We start from the raw sequence: 18,774 nt of genomic DNA, 5'->3' as shown, positions 1-18,774 counted from the left end.
TGTCGCCTTCCTAGCGTTGCTCCCGGATCGACCACGGGGTCGACCGGACGCAGGAGACGAACCATGGACGACGACGGACTGCTCGACGACGGACTGCTCGACGGGGTGACCCGTGCCGTGTCCGATGCCGGACGGGTGCTGCTCGAGCGGTTCTCCACCGCGAACCGTGTGGACGACGCGGCATCGCTGCTCGCCGCCATCGACGCGAACGACGCCGCGTCGGCCGCGGTGCTCCGGCCGGCGCTCGAACGCCTCGCCCCCGACGTGCGGTGGGACGACGACGAAGAGGGCCACGGCGTGCTCGGGCCGGGCGCGTGGTGGGTCACGGACGCCGCCGAGGGCAACGTCAACCACGTCCACGGTTCGCCGGACTGGGGTGTCACCGCGACGCTCGTGCGGGACGACGTCCCCGTGCTCACCGTCGTGGCGCTGCCCGCGCTCGGACAGGTGTTCACGGCGGTGCGCGGCACGGGTGCACGGCTGAACGGCGAGCCCGTCACCGTCTCCGCGAAGTCCGAGCTGTCGGCAGCGCTCGTCGGGACCGGGCAGGCGAAGCCCGGCGAGGACCCGGCGGTCCGTCGGCGGATGAGCGCGTCGATCGACCGGATGCTCGACGCCGCACTGCTGGTGTCCGCCACCGTCCCGGCCACCCTGCAGCTCGTGCAGGTCGCCGCCGGGCACACCGACGCGTTCTGGCAGGAGGGGCAGGTGCGGTCCGGCCTCGTCGCCGGGGCGCTCCTCGTCGCCGAGGCCGGCGGCGCCGTCATCGACTCGACCGGTGCGCCGTGGACCCTCGCGAGCGCCGACTTCATCGCCACCACCCACGGGCTCGGACCGGCCGTCGCGGCCGTCCTCGCCCGATGACCACCAGCACGACGACCACGAAGGACAGCACCATGACCACCACGAACGACGCCACCACGAACGACGCCATCACCATCGCCGTCCTCGGCTCGGGACGGGTCGGCGGCACGCTCGCCCGCGGGTTCGCCACCGCCGGGTACCCGGTCACCCTCGGGGTCCGCGACCCGTCGGCACACGGCGACGGTCCCATGCCCGTGACCGACACGGTGACCGCGATCAGCACCGCGGCACTGGTCGTGAACGCGACGCCGGGTGACTCGTCCCTGGAACGGTTGTCGGGCCTCCGTTCCGAACTCGCCGGGCGGATCCTGCTCGACGTGTCCAATGCGACCGTGCGGACCGCCGACGGGCTGCCCGGCGGGTTGCAGTACACGGACGGGAGCCTGGGGGAGCGGCTGCAGCGGGCGCTGCCGGAGACGCGGGTCGTGAAGAGCCTCAACACGATGCTGTTCTCCGTGATGACGGATCCGGGGGCGCTGGACGTGCCGCCGACCGTGTTCGTGTCCGGTGACGACGGGGGCGCCAAGGGCATCGTCCGGCAGGCGTTGCACGGGCTCGGGTGGCGGGACGAGTGGATCGTGGACCTCGGGGCGATCGCGACCGCGGCCGGACCCGAGGCGATGGCGGTGATGGTGCCGAGCCTGCTCGGGGCGATCGGGTTCGCGCCGTTCGCGCTCTCCGTGGCGCGCTGACGCGGCCGCGGGTGCTGCGGCCGCTCCGGTCCTAGGATGGCGGGGAAGGGCCTTTAGCTCAGCTGGTAGAGCGCCACGTTTACACCGTGGATGTCGTCGGTTCGATCCCGGCAGGGCCCACCTCGCAGACCCTCGCGGTCTCGTACGCGAGGAGCCCGTCGGTCTCCGTCGCATCGAGCGCCGAGCGCACCCGATCCAACCGAGCCAGTGCTGACCGTCGACGCGGCGGCAGGGTGCATGACGCTTCGGGCGCTGGAGAAACGGTCAGTCACTGTCACGTTCGCCAGGAGAGCGTGGACGAGCTCGTCGCGCTGCTCGCCCTCGGCGGTCCGGGATGTGCTGGCGCCGACGCCGGTGAATGAAAACAACGTGTTACAAGGTCAATGTGACGAATAAATTGCGTTGACGCCGGTCCAACGACCGATTACGTTCACTGCATGACCACCACGGACACCCACGCAGCGGGAGCGGACGACGTCGACCGCGCCGTGCTCCGCGCACTCGCCCACGACGGCCGTGCATCGTGGGCGACGATCGGGGAGCTCGCGGGCTGCTCGACCTCCACGGCCCAGCGCCGGGTCACCCGACTCGTCGAGGACGGTGCCGTCCGGATCATCGCCGCGTCGGACGTCCTCGCATCGGGGTTCGGCGTCTCGACGAAGGTCCGGGTCCGCTCCGGCGCCGCCCGAGCGGACGCGCTGGCCGATGCGCTCGCCCGCCGGCCGGAGGTGCGGTTCGTCTCGACGCTGACGGGGTCCGCGGACTGTACGGCCGAGGTCGTCCTGCCACGGGTCGGCGACCTGACCGCGTTCCTCAGCACGATCGAGGTGGACGGCCGACCCGTCGAGACCGAGGCGCTGCCGATCGTCCGGACGTTCACCGCACCCTTCACGGTCTTCCCCGGCGACGCGCTCGCGCCGACAGCGGAACGGTCCACGACCGCGAACGCGCCGGCGCCGGACCCGTCGACGGGCCAGGGCGTCACCCCGGTGCATGCCGACGCGACCCCGGAGGAGCGAGCGGTCTTCGCCGCGCTCGTCCGCGACGGCCGGAAGCCGCTCACCGACCTCGCGCGTGAGGTCGGCCGCTCGGAGGCAGCCACCCGCCGCACCCTCGAGGACCTCGTGCAGAGCGGCCGGCTCCGCATCGGGCCGCTCGTGGCCCCGTCGCTGCTCGGCCGGGCGACCGAGCTCGAGGTCTGGATCTCCGTCGCGCCCGACCGGCTGTCGGCCGCAGCGGCGCAGCTCGCCGGGCATCCGTCGGTGCACTACGCCGCGGCGTCCCTCGGCCGGTTCAACCTGATCGGACAGGCGTTCCTGCCGGACTTCGCCTCCGTCTACACGTTCAGCACCGACGTGCTCGGGGCGCTGCCCGGCGTCCGCGAGGTCGACGTGACGGTGCAGCTCCGCACCGTGAAACGGATGTGGAGCCGCATCGAGGACGGACGCTTCGTCCCGACGAGCGCCACCTCGGTTCCGGCGATCCCATGACCAGCAGCGCACGCATCGCATGACCAGCAGCGCACGAGAGGACGACATGGACGACATCGCAAGCCAGCAGCCGTGGCAGTGGGACGAGGCCACCTGGCGCGGCCACGTGGAAGAGGTCCGCGCGGGTCGCACCCTGCTGCCGCCCGAGGGACCCGAGCGGTGGCCGGGCGGTGCGCGCGTGGCGGTCGCGATCTCCTTCGACTCCGACCACGAGACCCCGTCCCTCCGCGACGGGGAGACGTCACCGGGCCGGATGGCGATGGGGGAGTACGGCGCCCGCGCAGCGGTCCCGCGCATCCTGCGCCTGCTCGACCGCTACGAGGCACCGTCCTCCTTCTACATGCCGGCCGTGTGCGCACTGCTCCGACCGGACGAAGCACCGTCCTACGTCGAGCACGGGCACGAGGTTGCGGTGCACGGCTGGATCCACGAGCGGAACACGCAGCTCGGCCACGACGACGAGCTCGACCTGCTGAGCCGCGCCGTGGACGTGCTGACGAGCCAGACCGGCGTGCGGCCGACCGGCATCCGGACGCCGTCGTGGGACTTCAGCGACTCCACCCTCGACGTCGCCCGGGAACTCGGGTTCCGGTACGACTCCTCGCTGATGGCGGACGACGACCCGTACGAGATCCTGCACCGCGGCGCCCCGACCGGGATCGTGGAGATCCCGGTGGACTGGATCCGCGACGACGCCCCCTACCTGATGATGGAACGCTTCCAGTCGCTGCGGCCGTACACGCCGCCGCACGAGGTCGGCCGCATCTGGCGCGACGAGTTCGACGTCGCACGCGCCGAGGGCGGCGTGTTCCAGCTCACCATGCACCCGCACTTCATCGGGCACCGGTCCCGCCTCGTGGTCCTCGAGGCGCTCCTCGCCCACATCCGCTCGTTCGACGACGTCTGGTTCACCACCCACGCCGGCCTCGCCGAGCACGTCGCGACCGTCAGCGGTCTCGACCCGGTGGTCACGCCCGCCACGGACGTCACCACCTGACGGACGGGAGGCTCGGTGCCAGCCCGCGCCGAGCCTCCAGTCCGCTGCTCCACCCGTTCCGCACCCCCGTTCCTCCCACCAGGAAGTCGACGCAACGATGACAGCAGAAGCACCCAACACCACGATCGGCGCCACCGGCGCCGGATCGACGGCCGTCCACGAGACACGACTCTCGGCCCGCGGCCGCAAGGCGATCCTGGCCGGCGGCATCGGCAACGTCGTCGAGTGGATCGACTGGGCCGTCTACACCACGTTCTCCTCGGTGTTCGGCCACCACTTCTTCCCGCCGGGGAACGACGCGGCGGCGCTCCTCGCGACGCTCGCGGTCTTCGCGGTCGGCTTCGTCATGCGCCCCGTCGGTGCGGCGGTGCTCGGCGTGTACGCGGACCGGCACGGCCGCAAGAAGGGGCTGATGCTCACCATCGGGCTGATGGCCGCAGCGTCCCTCCTCATCGGCATCACGCCCGACTACGGGACGATCGGGATCGCAGCACCGATCATCCTGCTCCTGGCACGACTCGTGCAGGGCTTCTCGGCCGGTGGCGAGTTCGGGTCGTCCTCGGCGTTCCTCGTGGAGTCGGCGGCCCCGAAACGACGGGCGTTCGCCGGCTCGTGGCAGCAGGTGTCGGTCGGCGCGGGCGTCCTGATCGCCTCCGGGATCGGCGCGATCATCACGTCGGTGCTCTCGCCGGCAGCACTCGACGCGTGGGGCTGGCGCGTGGCCTTCGTGTTCTGCGCCCTCATCGGGCTCGTCGGCATCTGGCTGCGGACGTCCGTCCAGGAGACCGAGTCGTTCACCGCCCAGCGGGCGCGTGACGAGGAGTCCGCCGCCCCGAAGCGCAACCCGGTCGCCGCGATGTTCCGCGACCACCCGGGCGCGACCGCACGGGTGTTCGGCATCACCATCGCCGGCACGCTGCTCTACTACATGTGGGTCTCGTACATGCCGACCTACGCGCACGTGACCACCGGGCTCCCGCTGAACCAGGCCCTCATCGCGAACGTCATCGCCATGGTCGTGTTCCTGGTGCTGCTGCCCTTCGCGGGGATCCTGTCGGACCGGATCGGTCGCAAGCCGACGATGTCGATCTTCGCCGGCGGGTTCCTGCTGTTCGCGTGGCCCGCGTTCACGTTCCTCAACGGCACGTTCTGGTCGCTGCTCATCATCCAGGTGATCGGCATCCTGTTCCTGCTCGGCTACTCGGCGAACTGCGCGGTGATCATGGCCGAGCAGTTCCCGCCGGAGGTGCGTGCGACCGGCATCGGACTGCCGTACGCCCTCGCCGTCGCGATCTTCGGTGGCACCGCCCCGTACATCACGACCTGGATGAGCGGCGCGGGCTTCGGGAACCTGGTGTGGGTGTACTGCGCAGTCGCCGCCGCGATCGGCCTCGTCGTCTACCTGACCATGCCGGAGACGAAGGGCAAGGTGCTCCGATGACGCGGCACGTGCTCGTCACCGGGGCTGCGAGCGGGATCGGTCTCGCCGTCGCACAGCGGTTCGCCTCGCTCGGCGATCGCCTGACCCTCGTCGACCACCGTGCGGATGCGCTCGCCGCGGCCGCCGGGTCGATCGGTCCCACTCCCGTCGGCACGGTCGTGGCGGACCTCCGTGACCCCGACGCACCGACCCGAGCCGTGTCCACGGCTTGGGAGCAGGCACCGGTCGACGTCCTCGTGAACGCCGCCGGCGTCTACCCCGCGACACCGTTCCTCGAGCTCGACGCCGCAACGTGGGACTCGGTCCAGGACGTCAACGTCCGGGCGCCACTGCTGGCCACCGTCGCGCTCGCCCAGCTCGCCACGGCGGCGGGCCGGACGCCCACCGTCGTGAACATCACCTCGGGAGCAGCGCTCCGCGCCCGACCGGGCGCCGCGCCGTACAGCACCTCGAAGGCCGCACTCGAGATGGTCACCCGGGCCAGCGCCCTCGAGCTCGGCGCCGCCGGGATCCGGGTGAACGCCGTGTCCCCGGGGTTCGTCGTCGTCGACAGCGCGGTGAACCGCGTCAGCGACGAGTACGCGGCCGCCGTCTCCCCGAACCCGCTCGGTCGTCCAGGGGAACCGTCCGACATCGCGAAGGCCGTGGTGTGGCTCGCCGACCCGGAGCAGTCCGGCTGGGTCACCGGGACGGTGCTCCGCGTCGACGGGGGATCGTCGACCGGAGCGCACACCCTGCCGCTCAGCACCGCACGAGAGGAAGTCACCGCATGACCGACACCACCCCGTACACGATCGTCGGCGCCGGCGCCATCGGGGGCACGCTCGCCGTGCACCTCCACGCCGCCGGCGTGCCCGTCCAGCTGGTCGATGCCGACCCCGACCACGTCGCAGCCGTCCGGGCCGACGGGCTCCGGCTCCGCACGGCGGACGGCGAACGGGTCGCGCGGTTGCCGATCTGGCACCTCGACGACGCCGACGCGCCGACGGTCCTCGGACCGGTGCTCCTCGCCGTCAAGGCACTCGCCACCGACGCCGCATCGGCCTGGATCGCACCCCGACTCGCGCCGGACGGGTGGGTCGCGTCGCTGCAGAACGGGCTCAACGAAGCGACCATCGCGCGGCACGTCGGGGCGGACCGCACGGTGATCGCGTTCGTCGACCTGTTCGCGGACGTCGTCGCCCCCGGCGTCGTGCAGGACGGCGGACTCGGCGCGATGGCGCTCGGCGAGTACGCCGGGGGCACGAGCGACCGGAACCGCCGACTCGCCGAGGACCTGCGGCTGTGGGGATCGCCGGTGGTCACCGACAACGTCGCCGGGTTCCTCTGGTCGAAGCTCGCGTTCGGCGCGATGCTCACGGCCACCGCGCTCGCGGACGAGGACATGAGCGTCCTCATCGACCGGAACCGTGACGTCATGGCGTCACTGGCCCGGGAAGTGCTCGCGGTCACCGAGGCGCAGGACATCGTCGCGGAGCCGTTCGACGCGTTCGAACCCGCAGCGTTCGCTCCCGGCGCGGACCCGACCGCGACGTCGGCGGCGCTCGACGGCCTCGTTGCGTGGCTCGCCACGCAGGCGAAGACCCGTTCCGGCATCTGGCGGGACATCGCCGTCCGGCACCGGAAGACCGAGGTGCCGCTGCACTACGGACCCGTCATCGAGGCGGGGACGTCGCTCGGCGTCGCGACCCCCGGCATCCGCGCGCTCGTCGCCGAGATCGTCGCCGTCGAGGAGGGCGCGCCGATGGACGAGGACCGGATCCGCGGCCTGGTCGCTGCGGCGGAGGCAACCCGGTGACGGGGACGACCGTGCACAGCCCCCTGCTCGACGCCGCGGAGTCCCGGCGCGCCCGGATGGTCGACGACCTCGTGGCGTACGTCGAGACCGAGACCCCCTCGGACGACCTGGTGCTGCTCCGGGCCGGTCTCGCACACGTCGAGCGGTTCCTGGCAGAGACCGTCGGGCCGTTCACCGAGCGGACGCTGCACGAACCCGAGCGCCACGGGGCCGTCGTGGTCGGTGACCTGGCGGCGCCCCGCCCCACCGACTCCTGGGTCGTGGTGCTCTCCCACTACGACACCGTCTGGGCAGCCGGAACGCTCGAGGGCTGGCCGGTTCGCATCGACGGTTCCCGGCTCACCGGCCCCGGTGCCTACGACATGAAGGCGGGGCTCGTGCAGTTCGCCCACGCCGTCGCCCTCCTGGACTCCCTCGACCTCGATCGGCCGAACATCCGCCTCGTGCTGAACGGCGACGAGGAGGTCGGCAGCGTCGGCTCCCGCCCGGTCATCGAGGACGTGGTCCGGCGTACCCCGGGACCGGTGCTCGTCTTCGAGGCCTCGGCCGGAGCAGACGGCGCGCTGAAGACCGCACGGAAGGGCGTCGGGCTGTTCGATGTGGACATCCGCGGCGTCGAGGTGCACGCAGGTCTCGACCCGGCCGGCGGAGCCAGCGCCGTGGACGAACTCGCCCGGGTGGTCCTCGCCCTGCACGGTGCGGCGGATCACAGCGCCGGCACCTCGCTCAATGTCGGGGTCGTCACGGGTGGGACACGGCCCAACGTCCGAGCCGGCGCGGCGACCGCCGCGCTCGACGTCAGGGTGTCGTCCGACAGTGAGGCCGCGCGGATCGACGACGTCCTCGCCGGGCTCGTGCCAGCGGCGTCCGCTGCCTCGATCACGGTCACGGGCGGGTGGAACCGTCCCGTCATGGCACGGACCGACCGGAACGTGGAGCTCTTCCGGACGGCCGAGGCCGCGGCGGCCGCGATCGGTCTCGTGGTCACCGAGACGAGCGTCGGCGGCGCCAGCGACGGGAACTTCGCGGCAGCGCTCGGCGCGGCCGTGCTCGACGGTCTCGGGGCGGTCGGGGACGGAGCCCACGCGCGGCACGAGTGGGTCGACCTCGACGCGATGGTCGAGCGGACGGCGTTGGCGGCGGAGGTGCTCCGGCGGCTCGCCTGAGGCGGGCGGTCGGCACGCTCCACGGCGGGTACCTGCTGCCGACCGTCGCGGGGTCGCTGCTCGCCGCGCAGTCGCTCGCCACGATCGGTGCGATGACGCTGGCGATCGGGTACTTCGCCGTCGGGATCCTGTTCTGGCTGCTGATCGGCGCGATGCTCATCGCGCGTCTTGCGACCGGCCCGGCGATCGCGCCGGCGTTGCTGCCGACCCTGGCGATCCTGTCCGCGCCACCCGCGGTCGCGGGCAACGCGTTCTGGGTGATCACGGGAGGAGCGCCGTCGGTCGTGCACACCGTGCTCGCCGGCACGATGGTCGCCCTGCTCCTCCCGCACCTCTTCCTCGTCCGCCGTTACGTCGCGACAGGCTTCGCGATCGGGTTCTGGGCGATGACGTTCACGGCCGCAGCGAGCGCGACCTACGGTGTCCGCCTCCTGGCCACGGGTGATCTCGGGTTGCTCGGGAACGTCGCCGCGTGGACGGTCGTCGGTGTGGCCACTGCGCTCGTCGGCACCATCGCGATCCGCTCGCTGGGTCTGATCCGAGCCGCGCATTCGCGAACTCTGCGTTAACTCTTCTTCAGATGTGACGGATGTTCGCCACACTGACGGTGGGCACGGCGCGCAGCCCCGAGTCCACTCCCATCCAGAGCCGCCAGCGCTGGCGGCGAAGCGAACGAAGGAACGTCCATGGGCACGATCACCACGACAGACGGCACCGAGATCTTCTTCAAGGACTGGGGCTCGGGACAGCCCATCGTGTTCAGCCACGGCTGGCCGCTGTCCGCCGATGACTGGGACACGCAGATGCTGTTCTTCCTGGCTCAGGGCTACCGGGTCATCGCGCACGACCGACGCGGCCACGGCCGTTCGACCCAGACGTCGGACGGGCACGACATGGACCACTACGCGGCCGACCTCGCGGCGCTCACGGAACACCTCGACCTGCACGATGCCATCCACATCGGCCACTCCACCGGCGGCGGTGAGGTCGCCCACTACATCGCCCAGTACGGCGAGGAGCGGGTCGCCCGGGCCGTCCTGATCAGCGCCGTGCCGCCGATCATGGTGCAGACCGACGCGAACCCCGGAGGCCTTCCGAAGAGCGTCTTCGACGACCTGCAGGCGCAGCTCGCCGCGAACCGGTCGAACTTCTACCGCGCGCTGCCCTCCGGCCCGTTCTACGGCTACAACCGTCCGGGCGTCGAACCGTCGGAGGCGATCATCCAGAACTGGTGGCGCCAGGGGATGATGGGCGGCGCGAAGGCGCACTACGACGGGATCGTGGCGTTCTCGCAGACCGACTTCACCGAGGACCTGAAGAAGATCAGCGTTCCCACCCTCGTCATGCACGGTGAGGACGACCAGATCGTCCCGTTCGCGGACGCCGGCCCGCTCTCGGCGGAGCTCGTCCAGAACGGCACGCTGAAGGCCTACCCGGGCTTCCCGCACGGGATGCCGACGACGGAGGCCGACACGATCAACGCCGACATCCTGGCCTGGCTGCGCTGACCCGGAGTGCGGCGGCCGGTCGACGGCCGCCGCACCTCGGCGCGGCGCTCAGCACGCGTCGTTGCAGAACCTCCCGACGAGCGTGAAGCTGCTCGTCGTCCCGAGCTGGACGTCCAGGTGCACTGTCGACCCGGCGGGCAGGGGGATCTGGTAGTCGCTCGTGTCGTCCAGCCCGGAGCAGGTTCCCTGCTCGAAGACCCGCGGATCCTCCTGCAGCGTGTAGCCGCCGGTGCCGGTCGAGCAGGCGAACTCCGCCATCAGGTACCGGGGGTGGGATGCGGGGACTCGGACGGTGACGTCCTCCGGTCCGGTACCGGATGCGTCCACGCCCGCAGGTGCGGCCGCCGTCGTCGGGGAGGCAGTGTGGGCTGGGGCCGTGCGGGCTGCGGCCGTGGTCGTGCCGGCGCTGGCACATCCGGTCAGCGCCGCGACGACGAGGACGGCGGTGATCGCAGCACCGACCTTGGTGGACCGTCCGTGCATGGGTGGCTCTCCGATTCCTGATCCGGCACCGTCCTCGGTGCCCCGCACCGAAGAGCATCCCGGAAGTCGGGGCGCGGTGACAAGCCTCGACGGCTCCTGGAGAACCGGTCAGTCACTGTCATGATCGCCAGGAGGTCAGGAACAAGCGCGCCGAGCCGCGCAGCCCGGCCCCCGCCGCGGCCCCGCCCGACGGTCACGGCCCCGGGCCCCGCCCCACGGCCCCGCCCGGCCCCGCCCGGCCCCGGCCGCAGCGTCGGCGGTTCAGGCCACCGTCGCCCGCTCCACGTCCAACGCCCGGTCCGCAACCCGTTGCGCGAGGATCCGGACCTCCCCGATCGCCGTGGTCTCCCACAGTGCCCCACGGAGCGCGTGCCCGATCCCGAGCAGCCGCCCGTCGGCCACACCGTGCACGTCGCGGAGGGCCCCGCTCGCATCGGCGTCCGGCCCGAGCCCGACGGGCTCCGGCACGATCCGCCCCGCCGCCAGGAGCGCGTCCACCACCGAGCTCCACCCCGGCGTGGTGACCGCGGCCGGCCCCGTGCAGAACACCACGACGTCGTACGCCGCCGGGTCCGCGTCGCGCTCGTACCGCAGGGTGCCGGCATCGACGAGCGCGGTGAGTTCGGCGTGTACGGACGGTGCCATCCGGTGCCGGTGCACGTCCCACCGTCGTGCGAAGTGCGACAGGAACCGTCGCCGCTCCGGCTCGCTGAGTCCGAGCCAGTGGTCCATCAGCCGAGGGCGGATCCCGTCGATGACCGGCTGCCAGGGCGCGCCGTCGGCGTCGGCCGCGACGAGCTGTGCCCGCAGGTCCGATGCGAGCGAACCGAGGGAGCGCGCGTCCGGGGAGAGTCCCGGTCCGGGTGCGGCGGGGGAGTCGAGGTGCACGGCCGGCACGAGCAGGTGCCGGCTGGTCGCGATGAGGCGGATGCCGTCGTCGCGACGGGCGAGCGACGTGGCGACGTCGACCATGGTGAGTCCGGTCCCGATCAACAGGACGGAGGCTCCTGCCGTGATCCCGGCGATCGCCCCCGGCGCCCACGGGTCGTCGATCTGCACCGCAGCTCCGGTCTGCCAGGTGGCGGGCGGCGGGTTGCCGATGGCGAGGACGGCGACGTCGGCATCGATGGTGGTGCCGTCGGCGAGGGTGACCGACGCCCCGGCGTCGTCCACGCGGAGGTCGACGGCGTCGCCCTGGACGGCGCGCACGCGGCCGTCGGACCGGGCGACGAGTCGCGCCCAGACGTCCTCGAGGTAGTCGCCGAAGAACCGGCGTTCGACGAAGTCCCCGGGGGCGAGTTCGCGACCGTGCTCGGCGGCCCAGCGCAGGAAGTGGGTGTCGTCCTCGGCGCTGACGCTCATCTTGCCCGCCGGGCTGTTCAGCCGGTGGTGCTCGTCGGCGCGGCCGTACGCCACGCCCCGTCCGATCGTCGGCTCCGCGGCGACCACGGTGATCGTGGGGGACTCGGCACCGCGGGCGAGTGACCGTTCCTCGAGCGCGACCGCGACGTACACCGCGCTCGCTCCACCACCGACGATGACGATCGACGTCCCGGTCACGTGTTCCTCCGCCTCCCGCGTGCCCTCCGGCACGCGTCTCCTCCGACGCTAGTGGCTCACCCGTGGCCGCGCGGCGACGATGCGGTCCGCGCCGACCCGGATCGCCTGGACCAGCTCGGTCATCGCGACACTCGGCGGGCCGGTCCGCGACACCAGGGTGAACTCGGTGGGGCCGGGGTCGGGGAGCCCGACGAGGGGGACGAGTCCCGGCGGCAGGATGGCGCCGGCGTGCACCGTGACGCCGAGGCCCGCTGCGACCGCGGCGCGGATGCCCTGCTGGCTCGCCGAGACGCACGTGATCCGGTAGTGCAGCCCGGCGCGCTCGAGCGCGCCGATCGCGGCCTCCCGCGTGACGCTCGGCCCCGGGTAGGTCACCAGGCGGACCGGTTCTCCGGGGACGACCCGGTCGTCCGGACGCCCGGCCCAGACCAGGTCGTCGCGGAACACCAGGTCCCCGACGTCCTCGGTCGGGCGGCGCTTCACGAGCGCGAGGTCGAGCCGGTTGTTCCGCACCTCGTCGCGGAGCTCACCGGTCAGCCCGACGCGGAGCTCGAGGTCGACCGCCGGGAACGCCGTCCGGAAGTCGAGCAGGATGTCCGGCAGCCCGGTGGCGACGATGTCCTCGGACGCGCCGAACCGGATGTGGCCGGCGAGCCCGGTGTCGGTGAAGTAGGCGGCCGCCTGACCCTGGGCGGCCAGGATCTCGCGGGCGAAGCGGACCATCGCGACGCCGTCCGGGGTGAGCTCGACCGTCTGCGTGCCGCGGCGGAACAGCTGCCGACCGGTCTGCTGCTCCAACCGGGCGACGTGCCCGCTCACGGTGGACTGGCGGATCCCGAGGTCCTTCGCGGCGGCGGTGAACCCGCCGGTGCGCTCGATCGCCAGGAACGTCTGCAGCAGTGTCGTCTCGAACACCGGGCCGTCCTCTCATCGTGGATCGTGATGACCCTACCCGGCCTGCGCGGGGGATCCGATGGGCTCCCGGTCCTCCCTCGGGTGCTCGTCGTCCTGCGCGCTGAGGTACAGGCGGTGGCTCGTGATGATCAGGGACAGCCAGCCCGCGCCGGTGACCCAGCCCACCGCGACGTCGGTGAACCAGTGCGCGCCGAGCAGCACCCGGGACAGACCGACCGTGACGGCCGTGCCAGCCGCTGCCCCGATCACCGCCGCCTGCGGGCCGTCGTCCCGTTGCCGGAGCGCGAACAGGTAGGCCAGGACGCCGAGGATCGTCGTCGCGTTCAGGGTGTGCCCGGACGGGAACGACGGGGACTTCTCGAACGGCGGGATGGCGTCGCGGCGGTGCGGCCGGTTCCGCTTGATGAGGTCCTTGCCGACGAGGGTCATGGCGAGCGAACCGGCTCCCGCGGCGACGAGGAGCACCACGGGGCTCGCGCGGCGCTCCCGGACCGCGAACGCGACCGCCGACCCGATGGTCAACGCCGGCATCGCGACGGGGCCGAAGACGTGCGCGATGCCCGCGGCGGCACCGTCGACGACCGGGGAACGGAGCCGCTTGGCCCGCTCGAGCACCGGACGGTCGAGGCTCGCGATGCCGTCCTTGCCGGTGACCCCGTCGTAGATGTACGCCGCACCGGCCGTCGCCGCGACGGCGATGCTGCCGCCGACGGCGAGGGTCGCGACGAGGGCACGGCGGGCGCCGATCCGGTCGGCGACCCGCTGGTGTCGCGACGCCAGCCGCCTGCCGGCGCGGCTGCGCCACTCGGTGAGGTCGCGGCGGCCGATCCGCCGGTCGTGGGGGGTCGGGCTGGTGGACGCGGCGTCGGTCATCCCACCACCATGGCCCGACCCGAGGTCGCGCGTGCTCACGCGACGCTGCGCAGCGCGGCCGCCGGACGCAGTCGGGATGCGCGCCACCCACCGAAGGCGCCGGCGAGTGATCCGCCGAGGACGGAGAGTCCGACGGCGACGAGGACGATCCCCGCCGTGATCGGGATCTGCAGGACGATGTCGCTCGCCACGGTCGACGACGCGGCTGCCCCCGGACCACCGGCACCGGCACCGCCGCCCGCCGTCGTGGAGGCGGTGGAGAGCGTCGGGGCGATGACGTTGACGACGATGATCCCGATGATCCCCGCCGCCGCACCGATCGCGCCGCCGATGAGTCCGGTCACCATCGACTCGCCGGCGACCTGCCGGACGATCCGGCCGTTCGACCAGCCGATCGCCTTCAGCGTGCCGAACTCCCGCGTGCGCCGGGTGACACCTGACACGGTGAACAGGATCGCGATCGCGAACGCCGCCGCGAGGACGAGCAGGGACAACCAGGTCCCGAGGTTCGACAGCAGGTTCGACACCGTCGCCAGCGACCCGGAGATGCTCGACGCGAGGTCGGCCTGCGTGGAGACCGTCGCCTTCGGCAGGGCCTTCTCGATGGCGGCCTTGACGGTGCTGACATCGGACGCGGAGGTCGCGGCGACGGAGATGTCGCTGATCTTCCCCGTCAGACCGGAGAGCGCCTGGGCGGTGTCGAGCGGGATGTACGTGTCGGTCGCGGTGGCGGAGTCCGACGACGTCGATGCCACGATGCCGACGACGCTGAACGTGGTGCCGCCGATGTCGAGCGTGTCACCCACGTCGAGGTCGGCACCGGTGGCGTAGGTGCTGTCGAGCACGACCACGTCCTCGCCGTCGTCGCTCGACTTCAGGTACCGGCCACCGGAGAGCTCCGTCGAGGACATCGGACCGACCGTCGTCGCGGCGGTGGAGATGCCCGTCACCGTGAAGGAGTCGACGCTGAAGGAGCTGTCCCCGGTCCCGGACGCCGACGGAGCCGCGGTCGACCCAGACGACGGTGCGGCCGTCGAGCCGGACGTCGGCGCCTTCCCGATCGACCCGGAGAACGCGCTGTTCTGCAGCGACAGCGTCGCGGTCGCCGCGCTGACCCCGTCGATCGCCTCGACCTTCGTCAGCGCACTCGCGCTGTACGTCGCGGTGCCCATCGCCGCGGAGAGCGTGCTCTTCGCCACGCTCGTGTCCCCGCTGGAGTCGTCGGTCGTCCCGTCGCCGGACCCGAAGTCGAACTGCTGCGGCCCGCCGGAACCGGCCGTCGCCGCCTGCGTGACGGTGATGTCGGTCCCGACGCCGTACACGGACTCGAGCGCGGTGGACTGGGCCTTCGCAACGCCGGCGGAGAACCCGCTGACGACGATGACGAGCGCGATCGCGAGGGCCATGCCCAGTGCGATGACGACGCTCTGCTTCTTCCTGTTGACGAGTTCTCGTCGGAGGTACGCGAGGAACATCTGGACTCCCGGTTCGGTGGGTCGGCGGATGCCCGACGCTACGAACGGGGACGTGCAGCGACCCGGCAGCCGCCGGAGGACCGCCTAAGAGCGACCGAGCGTCGGGTCGACCAGCACCTTGGTCTCCTTGCTCGTCCCGCTCCCGAGGTCCCGGAGCACGGCCTCGAGCCCGTCCAGTCCGACGGTGGCGGTGTGCAGCACGTCGACGTCGACCGCGCCCGACGCGATCGCCGCCATCGCCCCGACGAAGTCCTCGTGGGTGTAGGCGAGCGAGCCGATCACGGTCAGCTGCCGGCTCTGCCAGTCGCCGTAGCTGACCTCGGAGGTCGTCATCGGGTACCCGAGCAGCGCGAGCGTGCCGCCCCGACGAACCAGCTCCGCGGACGCCTGGAACAGCGTCGGCGCTCCGGTGCACTCGTAGAGGACGTCGGCCCCGAGCCCGTCGCTGACGCGCTGCAGGTGCGCGCGGAAGTCGTCGCCGGGCGCGAAGACCGCATCGAAGCCGAGCGCCGTCGCGGTGGCGCGGCGCGCTGCGTTCGGCTCGACGACGATCACGGTGCGGGCCCCGGCGTGCCGCGCGTGCTGGGCGGTGAGCAGACCGATCGGACCGGCGCCCTGCACGACCACGACGGCACCGAGTCGCTGTCCCGCGCGGCGGACGGCGTGGAACGTGACGGTGGTCGGCTCGACGAGGCCGGCCTGCTCGTCCGTGAGCCCGTCGAGCAGCGGCTGCACGCGGCGCTCCGAGACGACGACCTCGGTCGCGAACGCCCCGTGTGCCGGAGCGTCCGGGTCGATGCCGTTCGCCTCCTGGTACACGAGCTCGCACTGGTCCGTCTGGCCGGCGCGGCAGTACGCGCAGCGCCCGCACGCGGGACCGACGCTCGCGACGACGCGCTGCCCGACCTGGATGGTCGAGACGCCCTCACCGACGGCGGTGACCGTGCCGGTCCACTCGTGCCCGAAGACCGCGGGCGGCAGGAACTCCGGCGCCTGGAAACCGTGCACGTCCGTCCCGCAGACGCCGACGTAGCGCACCCGGACGACGACCCGGCCGGCTGGGGGAGCAGCGACCTCTTCGTGGTCGACGGTCAGGGTGTCGGGTTCGACGACGTGGGCGTACGTGGCGGTCATACCGCCACAGTAATCCGACAGGCGTCGTGTAGTCCGCGGACGGCGACGGCGGACGGGAGGCACGGGGCGGGCCCGACCCGTGCCTCCCGTCCGGTTGATGGCTAGGTTCAGGGCCATGGATGCAACGCAGCAGACCGTCACCACCCCCGACGGCACCGCGATCGCGGTGACCCGCCGCCACGGCGGCGGCCAGGCCGTCGTGTTCCTGCACGCCGGGGTCGCCGACCGCAGGTCGTGGGACGCGGTCGCCGCGCTCCTCAACGACGACGACGACGACGACCTCGACCTGGTCGCCTACGACCGCCGTGGGTACGGCGAGACATCCGCCGCTGCTGACCCGGCCTCGTTCACGCACGCGGCGGACCTGCTCACGGTCCTCGACGCACTCGGGCTCGACCGGGTGTTCCTGGTCGGGAACTCGATGGGCGGGGCGCTCGCGCTCGACGCGGCGCTGCTCCTGCCCGAGCGGGTCACCGGGCTGCTGCTCATCGGCGCCGGGGTGTCCGGCATGACCGACGACGACACACCGTTCGACTGGGAGCTCGACCCCGCGACGGAGCCCCTGCTCGACCGTGCCGAGGACGCCTCCGCGGACGTCGAGACGCGGATCGCCGCCCTCGCGCACCTGTGGCTCGACGGGCCCGTGGCACCCGAGGGACGCGTCGGCGGCGCGCCCAGGGAGTTGTTCGCGGACATGAACCGGCGGATCCTCGAGGTGGGCGCGCCGGACTCCGCGGGGGACAACGGCATCGAGGCCTGGACGCGGCTCGGCGAGGTGTCCGCCCCCGTGACGTGCACGTGGGGCGACCTCGACATCCCCGCGGACCTGCCGTTCTACGCGGAGATCGCGCGGCGGCTCGACCAAGGGCCGGCGCGGGTGCTCCCCGGCGTGGCGCACCTACCGGGGCTCGAGCAGCCCGACCTCGTCGCGGGCCTGGTGCGGGACACGCTGCCGCGCTGACGCGACGACGACCCACGCCGCGGCGCGGGCCGTAGGGTCGTGGGCGTGACTGTGACGATCGCGGGCTGCGGCGACCTCGGCATCGAGACGGGGCTGCGGTTCGCGGCGGCGGGGCACCGGGTGGTGGGGCTGCGGCGTCGCGCCGAGCTGGTCCCGGCGCCGATCGAGGGCCGTACTGCGGATCTCCGGGGTTCCGTCCCGCCGATCGACGCGGACACCTCGGTGCTCGTCGTGGCGCTCGCCGCGGGGTCGCGCGACGTCGAGGAGTACCGCGCGACCTACGTCGACGGGCTCCGGAACGTGCTCGACGGGGTCGATGCGGCCGGAGCGTCGCCGCGGGTGCTCCTCGTCTCGTCCACCTCGGCGACCGGCGGCAGTGGGACCGGGGACGTGCTGCTCGAGGCCGAAGCGTTGCTGCGCTCGCGAGTGCCGGGTGGCACCGTCGTGCGCCTGTCCGGGATCTACGGACCTGGTCGCACCCGACTCGTCGACCAGGTGCGGACCGGGACCGCGGTGCTCGCGCCGACACCGGACGGCTCGGCGTCGGACGGCTCCCGGATGACCAGCCGGATCCACCGCGACGACGCTGCTGCCGCGCTCGTGCACCTCGCGTCGCTGGACGACCTGCCGCCGCTCGTGATCGGCACGGACGACCAGCCCGTCCGGCTCGACGAGGTGTACCGGTTCCTGGCCGCCTCGCTCGGGGTGTCGCTCGACGTCGCACCAGCAGCGGGCGTGGGTGGCGGTGTGCCCCTGTCGAACGCGGTGCTGCGGTCGACCGGGTTCACGTTCACGTACCCGACGTACCGCGAGGGCTACCGTGCCGTGCTCGCCGGGGAGGGTGTCCGCCACCGGTGATGAGCGCCGCGGCGACCGCGCGGGCGACCGCCGTGTCGTAGCCGGGGTCGCGCAGGCGCATCGCCAGCGTGCCCGAGACGACGAGCGTCAGCTGCTCGCCGACCGCGGCGGCCCGGTCACCGACCAGCGGCGAGGCGAGCGTGGTCAGGCGGGTCCGGAGCCCCGACGTCTCGGTGTCGAGCACCGCGCGGATCTCGGCGGGAGCGTCGGCGTACTCCGAGGCCGTGCCGAGGAACGCGCACCACCGCGAGGCGTCGGACCGCGTGCGGAAGGCGTCGAGCGCGTCGAAGACGGCCAGCAGCCGCTCGAGCGGGTCGGTCCGGTGCGCGACCACGGCGGCCCAGGTGTCCTCCCAGTCCCGGTGCCGGCGCGCCAGTGTCGCGGCCACCAGGGACTCCTTGCTCGCGTACCCCCGGTACAGCGTCGCCGAGGAGACCCCGGCGCGCTCGAGGACGGCGTCCACGGAGGTCGCCGCGATGCCGTGGGCGAAGAAGAGCTCCTCCGCGGCGTCGAGCAGCTTCTGCTCCGTCCCTGAACGCATGGCCATGCCAGCACCCTA

At 72.6% G+C, this 18,774-nt stretch carries 19 protein-coding genes and 1 tRNA gene; 13 read left to right on the top strand and 7 right to left on the bottom strand.

The window, feature by feature from the left end:
- Positions 1 to 63: 63 nt before the first annotated feature.
- The 11 genes from EDF27_RS12630 (at position 64) to EDF27_RS12585 (ending at position 9,956) form a co-directional block, all read left to right on the top strand.
- Entirely contained in the window at positions 64 to 864 is an 801-nt protein-coding gene (locus EDF27_RS12630; RefSeq protein WP_132049135.1) for an inositol monophosphatase family protein, read from the top strand.
- Positions 861 to 1,556: an NAD(P)-binding domain-containing protein gene (locus EDF27_RS12625; RefSeq protein WP_207909623.1), complete on the top strand. Its 696-nt coding sequence runs from the start codon at positions 861 to 863 to the stop codon at positions 1,554 to 1,556. Before EDF27_RS12630 ends, EDF27_RS12625 begins: the two co-directional genes overlap by 4 nt.
- Positions 1,557 to 1,603: 47 nt before the next feature.
- A tRNA-Val gene (locus EDF27_RS12620) sits at positions 1,604 to 1,676 on the top strand.
- Between the two features lie 317 nt (positions 1,677 to 1,993).
- Complete coding sequence (locus EDF27_RS12615) at positions 1,994 to 3,046, top strand: Lrp/AsnC family transcriptional regulator (RefSeq protein ID WP_123653179.1); 1,053 nt, start codon at positions 1,994 to 1,996, stop codon at positions 3,044 to 3,046.
- 46 nt (positions 3,047 to 3,092) lie between these two features.
- Positions 3,093 to 4,043: a polysaccharide deacetylase gene (locus EDF27_RS12610; protein ID WP_123653180.1), complete on the top strand. Its 951-nt coding sequence runs from the start codon at positions 3,093 to 3,095 to the stop codon at positions 4,041 to 4,043.
- Between the two features lie 97 nt (positions 4,044 to 4,140).
- Positions 4,141 to 5,484 (top strand): MFS transporter, encoded by a 1,344-nt coding sequence (locus EDF27_RS12605; protein ID WP_123703945.1) that lies wholly within the window; start codon positions 4,141 to 4,143, stop codon positions 5,482 to 5,484.
- The gene (locus EDF27_RS12600) at positions 5,481 to 6,257 is read left to right on the top strand and encodes an SDR family oxidoreductase (RefSeq protein ID WP_132049133.1); all 777 of its coding nucleotides are present in this window, start codon (positions 5,481 to 5,483) and stop codon (positions 6,255 to 6,257) included. The genes EDF27_RS12605 and EDF27_RS12600 overlap by 4 nt, the downstream gene beginning before the upstream one ends.
- On the top strand, positions 6,254 to 7,282 hold the full coding sequence (locus tag EDF27_RS19945) for a 2-dehydropantoate 2-reductase (RefSeq protein ID WP_207909622.1): 1,029 nt from the start codon (positions 6,254 to 6,256) through the stop codon (positions 7,280 to 7,282). The genes EDF27_RS12600 and EDF27_RS19945 overlap by 4 nt, the downstream gene beginning before the upstream one ends.
- Complete coding sequence (locus tag EDF27_RS19940) at positions 7,279 to 8,448, top strand: M20/M25/M40 family metallo-hydrolase (RefSeq protein ID WP_207909621.1); 1,170 nt, start codon at positions 7,279 to 7,281, stop codon at positions 8,446 to 8,448. The genes EDF27_RS19945 and EDF27_RS19940 overlap by 4 nt, the downstream gene beginning before the upstream one ends.
- Positions 8,379 to 9,017: a transporter gene (locus EDF27_RS12590; protein ID WP_123703943.1), complete on the top strand. Its 639-nt coding sequence runs from the start codon at positions 8,379 to 8,381 to the stop codon at positions 9,015 to 9,017. The genes EDF27_RS19940 and EDF27_RS12590 overlap by 70 nt, the downstream gene beginning before the upstream one ends.
- 117 nt (positions 9,018 to 9,134) lie before the next feature.
- Entirely contained in the window at positions 9,135 to 9,956 is an 822-nt protein-coding gene (locus tag EDF27_RS12585; RefSeq protein WP_123653184.1) for an alpha/beta hydrolase, read from the top strand.
- A gap of 48 nt (positions 9,957 to 10,004) precedes the next feature.
- On the opposite strand, the gene EDF27_RS12580 is transcribed toward EDF27_RS12585, so the two are convergent.
- The 6 genes from EDF27_RS12580 to EDF27_RS12555 form a co-directional block, all read right to left on the bottom strand.
- The gene (locus tag EDF27_RS12580; RefSeq protein ID WP_132049131.1) at positions 10,005 to 10,439 is read right to left on the bottom strand and encodes a hypothetical protein; all 435 of its coding nucleotides are present in this window, start codon (positions 10,437 to 10,439) and stop codon (positions 10,005 to 10,007) included.
- 261 nt (positions 10,440 to 10,700) lie between these two features.
- On the bottom strand, positions 10,701 to 12,032 hold the full coding sequence (locus tag EDF27_RS12575) for an FAD/NAD(P)-binding protein (RefSeq protein WP_132049129.1): 1,332 nt from the start codon (positions 12,030 to 12,032) through the stop codon (positions 10,701 to 10,703).
- 15 nt (positions 12,033 to 12,047) lie between these two features.
- Positions 12,048 to 12,914, bottom strand: a complete 867-nt coding sequence (locus EDF27_RS12570) for a LysR substrate-binding domain-containing protein (RefSeq protein ID WP_123653187.1) — start codon at positions 12,912 to 12,914, stop codon at positions 12,048 to 12,050.
- 33 nt (positions 12,915 to 12,947) lie between these two features.
- A complete protein-coding gene (locus tag EDF27_RS12565) occupies positions 12,948 to 13,787 on the bottom strand; it encodes a phosphatase PAP2 family protein (protein ID WP_132049127.1) in 840 nt (279 codons plus the stop codon).
- Between the two features lie 35 nt (positions 13,788 to 13,822).
- Positions 13,823 to 15,262 carry an ABC transporter permease gene (locus EDF27_RS12560; RefSeq protein WP_132049125.1) on the bottom strand — a complete coding sequence of 480 codons (1,440 nt, stop codon included), beginning with the start codon at positions 15,260 to 15,262 and terminating at the stop codon, positions 13,823 to 13,825.
- Positions 15,263 to 15,346: 84 nt separating this feature from the next.
- Positions 15,347 to 16,396 carry a zinc-binding dehydrogenase gene (locus tag EDF27_RS12555; protein ID WP_132049123.1) on the bottom strand — a complete coding sequence of 350 codons (1,050 nt, stop codon included), beginning with the start codon at positions 16,394 to 16,396 and terminating at the stop codon, positions 15,347 to 15,349.
- Between the two features lie 115 nt (positions 16,397 to 16,511).
- On the opposite strand from EDF27_RS12555, the gene EDF27_RS12550 reads away from it, so the two are divergent.
- Entirely contained in the window at positions 16,512 to 17,357 is an 846-nt protein-coding gene (locus tag EDF27_RS12550; RefSeq protein WP_165931482.1) for an alpha/beta hydrolase, read from the top strand.
- Positions 17,358 to 17,402: 45 nt separating this feature from the next.
- Entirely contained in the window at positions 17,403 to 18,215 is an 813-nt protein-coding gene (locus EDF27_RS12545) for an SDR family NAD(P)-dependent oxidoreductase (protein ID WP_132049119.1), read from the top strand.
- Here the strand turns inward: EDF27_RS12545 and EDF27_RS12540 are convergent.
- A complete protein-coding gene (locus EDF27_RS12540; protein ID WP_132049117.1) occupies positions 18,148 to 18,762 on the bottom strand; it encodes a TetR/AcrR family transcriptional regulator in 615 nt (204 codons plus the stop codon). The genes EDF27_RS12545 and EDF27_RS12540 overlap by 68 nt on opposite strands.
- Positions 18,763 to 18,774 lie beyond the last annotated feature (12 nt).

The organism is Curtobacterium sp. PhB136 (assembly GCF_004346855.1).
In the GTDB taxonomy this organism is placed as follows: Bacteria; Actinomycetota; Actinomycetes; order Actinomycetales; family Microbacteriaceae; genus Curtobacterium.
The sequence above is the reverse complement of the archived record's forward strand: the minus strand, read 5'-3'. Positions and strand labels throughout refer to the sequence as shown.

What these genes read in the sequence shown, in the direction of transcription:
- EDF27_RS12630 (WP_132049135.1), top strand. Translation starts at nt 64, where the DNA reads ATGGACGACGACGGACTGCTCGACGACGGACTGCTCGACGGGGTGACC.
- EDF27_RS12625 (WP_207909623.1), top strand. Translation starts at nt 861, where the DNA reads ATGACCACCAGCACGACGACCACGAAGGACAGCACCATGACCACCACG.
- EDF27_RS12615 (WP_123653179.1), top strand. Translation starts at nt 1,994, where the DNA reads ATGACCACCACGGACACCCACGCAGCGGGAGCGGACGACGTCGACCGC.
- EDF27_RS12610 (WP_123653180.1), top strand. Translation starts at nt 3,093, where the DNA reads ATGGACGACATCGCAAGCCAGCAGCCGTGGCAGTGGGACGAGGCCACC.
- EDF27_RS12605 (WP_123703945.1), top strand. Translation starts at nt 4,141, where the DNA reads ATGACAGCAGAAGCACCCAACACCACGATCGGCGCCACCGGCGCCGGA.
- EDF27_RS12600 (WP_132049133.1), top strand. Translation starts at nt 5,481, where the DNA reads ATGACGCGGCACGTGCTCGTCACCGGGGCTGCGAGCGGGATCGGTCTC.
- EDF27_RS19945 (WP_207909622.1), top strand. Translation starts at nt 6,254, where the DNA reads ATGACCGACACCACCCCGTACACGATCGTCGGCGCCGGCGCCATCGGG.
- EDF27_RS12585 (WP_123653184.1), top strand. Translation starts at nt 9,135, where the DNA reads ATGGGCACGATCACCACGACAGACGGCACCGAGATCTTCTTCAAGGAC.
- EDF27_RS12580 (WP_132049131.1), bottom strand. Translation starts at nt 10,439, where the DNA reads ATGCACGGACGGTCCACCAAGGTCGGTGCTGCGATCACCGCCGTCCTC.
- EDF27_RS12565 (WP_132049127.1), bottom strand. Translation starts at nt 13,787, where the DNA reads ATGACCGACGCCGCGTCCACCAGCCCGACCCCCCACGACCGGCGGATC.
- EDF27_RS12560 (WP_132049125.1), bottom strand. Translation starts at nt 15,262, where the DNA reads ATGTTCCTCGCGTACCTCCGACGAGAACTCGTCAACAGGAAGAAGCAG.
- EDF27_RS12555 (WP_132049123.1), bottom strand. Translation starts at nt 16,396, where the DNA reads ATGACCGCCACGTACGCCCACGTCGTCGAACCCGACACCCTGACCGTC.
- EDF27_RS12550 (WP_165931482.1), top strand. Translation starts at nt 16,512, where the DNA reads ATGGATGCAACGCAGCAGACCGTCACCACCCCCGACGGCACCGCGATC.
- EDF27_RS12540 (WP_132049117.1), bottom strand. Translation starts at nt 18,762, where the DNA reads ATGGCCATGCGTTCAGGGACGGAGCAGAAGCTGCTCGACGCCGCGGAG.